The 3,373-nt window shown below is 59.3% G+C and carries 4 protein-coding genes; 1 reads left to right on the top strand and 3 read right to left on the bottom strand.

Annotated elements, in window-relative coordinates:
* Positions 1-1,190, bottom strand: a 1,190-nt coding sequence (locus ACESNI_RS13755) for an FAD-dependent oxidoreductase (RefSeq protein WP_373087811.1), incomplete at its 3' end; no start/stop codon positions are given.
* 19 nt (positions 1,191-1,209) lie between these two features.
* Entirely contained in the window at positions 1,210-2,139 is a 930-nt protein-coding gene (gene paaX, locus ACESNI_RS13750; protein WP_373087809.1) for a phenylacetic acid degradation operon negative regulatory protein PaaX, read from the bottom strand.
* A gap of 136 nt (positions 2,140-2,275) precedes the next feature.
* Here paaX and ACESNI_RS13745 point away from each other — a divergent pair, with 136 nt between their 5' ends.
* Entirely contained in the window at positions 2,276-2,986 is a 711-nt protein-coding gene (locus ACESNI_RS13745) for a Crp/Fnr family transcriptional regulator (RefSeq protein ID WP_373087806.1), read from the top strand.
* A gap of 6 nt (positions 2,987-2,992) precedes the next feature.
* Here ACESNI_RS13745 and ACESNI_RS13740 read toward each other — a convergent pair.
* On the bottom strand, positions 2,993-3,373 hold a 381-nt coding region (locus ACESNI_RS13740; protein ID WP_373087804.1), incomplete at its 5' end, for a TOBE domain-containing protein.

Here is a 3,373-nt window from a genome sequence, read left to right as displayed (position 1 = left end):
TGGATATTCTTCTCGCGGCACCAGGCATCAAGGCCATCGGGCCCCGGCTTGCTGTCATCGCCGCCACCCGCAAAATCAGCAAGCAGGCGGTCAACCACTTGCTGGCTGTCGATGCGGTTGGTGCCGATGGTGCCCGAGGGGCCACGTTTGGCCCAGCCGACCACATAGAGGCCCTTGCCAACGCGGCCCTCTTCATTCCGGATAATGCCCTTTTCGACGGGCAGGCCTTCCAGTATGCCCATTTCATAGCCGATGCAGGTGACTAAGAGCTGGCAGTCAAGATCATAGGTTTCACCGGTACCGACCGCATTGCCGTCGATAATCTTGTTACGCTCGAACCGGACGCCGGTGATGCTGTCGCCGCCCAGAATCTCGATCGGGCTGGCGAGGAAATCAAGATAGATCGAGCGACCCTTGATGCCGGGTTTGATCTGCTCGAAGTTGCGCAGCAGGTCGAGGTTGGTATTGACGACTTTTTCCTCCTTTTTGTCGGGAGAGAAAAACGTGTCCGGCAGGACCTCTTTGTCTGTATAGGGGGTGGCGGAGGCCATCTCGGCAAACTCGCTCAGCTCCTTCGAGGAGAATTGCGCATTTTCCGGCGCCCGCCGGCCGACCACATGCACCGATTGCAGCGCGCTCTGGAAAATCATTTGGGCGGCATGCTCACCGAGGTCGGAGCTCTCCATCTCGGCTTCGGTGCGCATCAGGATCCGCGCAACATCGAGCGCGACATTGCCGTTGCCGACGACGACCGCGGTATCAATATCGAGATTCGGCGCCAAATCAGCATATTCGGGATGGCAGTTATACCAGTAAACGAAGGCCTGCGCCCCAAAGACGCCTTCCTTGTCCTCGCCGGGAATGCCCAGATGACGGTCCTTCGGGGTGCCGGTCGCGATCATCACGACATCATAAATCTCGCGGAGTTTTTCCAGCGGGATATCAGTACCGAGGCCGATATTGCCGACAAAACGCACGTTTGCGTTCTCCATCACCTTGTCATAGGCGCGGGTGACGGCATTTGTCGTCTGGTGGTCGGGGGCGACCCCGGCGCGGATGAGGCCATACGGCGTTGCCAGCTTGTCAATGATATCAATCCGGCTACCGGGATTTTTCTTCAGCATCGCCCCGGCGGCGTACATCCCTGCCGGGCCGGAGCCCACTATTACAATCTTCAATCCAACGGACATTTTTTTACTCGTTTATTCATTATACCAGTCCGCCGAAGCGGGCCCTGAATTCGTCTGAGGCGGAAGGCAGCCTCCCGGTCTCGTTCTCCAGTATGCTCATCAAATGCCGCTCGGCGCCCTCCCAGACGTGTTGGTAAATTTCCCGAAACAGCTCCCGTGCCTGATTTCCGTTCCATCCCTTAGGTAGCAGTTCCGCCGGTAACATCGGATCGCGGAGCAGCACCCGGCGGTAATCATGCACCAAGAGACTGCGAATGATAAAACATTTTTTTCCGTCCTGTTCTATCGTCTGGCCTTCAAAGTCGGCGAACCTGCTGAAATGGGCGATAAAACGGGCATAATCGCGTTCGAGACTATCAAGGTTCCAGCCCTTGGCGACGAGAATCTCCGGCGCGGTGAAATCGGGCGAGGGCAGGGCGTCGGCGCTTAAGATCGCGGCTTTTCCCTGCAGGTCATGATCAGCGAGCAAGGTCTCGACTGTCGCCCGTGAGGCCGTCGGGTGGGCATGGATGCCCGCGCCGAGATCGCCAAAACCGAGCCAGCCGAGGTCCGCCGCCAGCGCCCGTTTGTCCCGCTCCGCCATGTCACGGCGGGCGAGGAAAAGGAGCAACCATTTCCCATTCCACGGAATATCGCTGCTCGTATAGATCCGGCGAGTGGCCTCGGCGAAGCGATGCTGTCCGGTTTTGGTGAGGCTGTAGAAGCTGCGCCGGCCGATTTGTCGTGAGGACAGCAGCTTTTCCTTCTGCAGGCGGAAAACCGCCGTGCGGACAACGCGCTCGTTGAGGCCGAGCGGGGCGACCAGCTCGATCAGGCTACCCAGCCAGACTGTGCCGCCATGGGGGGCAACGCAATCCCCCCAGACCGTCACCAGCAGGGATTTCGCCTTCAGGTCGAGGGCCGCGAATAGCGGCGCGACCGGGTCATCGGCATTTCGGGCAGGGATCATGCTGCTTGCACCGCTCGCATTTTCGGACGAGAGGCCTCCCGTCGCTTGTGGTTTCGTTTTTTCACTTTATTCTATATATTCACGTCAGGCTAAAGAATTGGATCGTCTGATTCTAGGGGGTAAGTTTCAAAAAGTAATGCAAAATCTCGATAACATTGAGCTTTTGGCGAGCCTATCCGCGGAGGAACGGAACGCAATTGCTGCGAAATGCAGCTGGCGGACATTCCGCTCGGGGGAACTCATCCTTGAGCGCTCCAAGGACAGTCACGACGTGTTCTTTGTCGTCAGCGGCAATGTAAGTATCGTCAATTACGGGATTTCCGGCCGCGAGGTCACCTATGCCACGCTTGGTGAGGGACAGTATTTCGGCGAACTTTCTGCGGTTGATGGGGGCGCCCGGTCGGCGGGAGTGATGGCCAGTTCCCGATGCCTGCTGGCGGCGCTTGGCCGCGAGCATTTCCGCGAGTTGCTGATGGCCAATCCTGCGATCATGATGTCCGTGCTGGAACGTCTGGCGCGGATCATCCGCATCAATGACGACCGCATCCTCGACCTGTCGACCCTCGGTGCGGTTCAGCGGGTCTGCCAGGAACTGATGCGCATGGCGGAGCCCGACCCGGTGACGGCCAATTCCTGGCTGATCTACCCGATGCCGACGCAAAGCGTGATTGCCAGCCGCGTCTCGACCACCCGCGAGACGGTCGCCCGCGTTCTCGGGCAGCTCACCCATGAGGGCATGGTCCTTAAAAAGGGCAAGACCCTGTACCTGAATGATAAAAGCCGGATTGAGGATTTCGTCAACACCCTCGCGGTTACTTCGGGCCAGACCCCCCGGCCGGAGCGATAAGCAGCTTCAGGACGGGCTGATGGTGACGGACTTGACCAGCGCCCAGACTTTCTTGTCCGTCGCGAGGCCCATATCCTCGAAGGATTTGCGGGTGACGCGGGCAGTCAGCGGAAAACCGACATCCAGTAGCAACTCCTCCATGCCTTCCGACCCGGCGCAATGGTCGACAATCCGGCCCGGAAATCGATTGAGGATGGAAAGGGCCTTTGGCTCGCTGGTCGCGATCGCGACGTCGCGGGCACGGATACGCACCCGGAGGGTCCGGCCGACATCCTGCGCCTTGCCGGTGATATGCAGCGCGCCGCCGCCGGGCGTTTCGAGTGTGACCATGTGATAGGCCGGGTCATAGGCGCTGACGTTCGCCTCGACAACCGACCCGGCATCATA

This window comes from Sneathiella sp. (assembly GCF_041689005.1).
Taxonomy (GTDB): domain Bacteria; phylum Pseudomonadota; class Alphaproteobacteria; order Sneathiellales; family Sneathiellaceae; genus Sneathiella.
The sequence above is the reverse complement of the archived record's forward strand: the minus strand, read 5'-3'. Positions and strand labels throughout refer to the sequence as shown.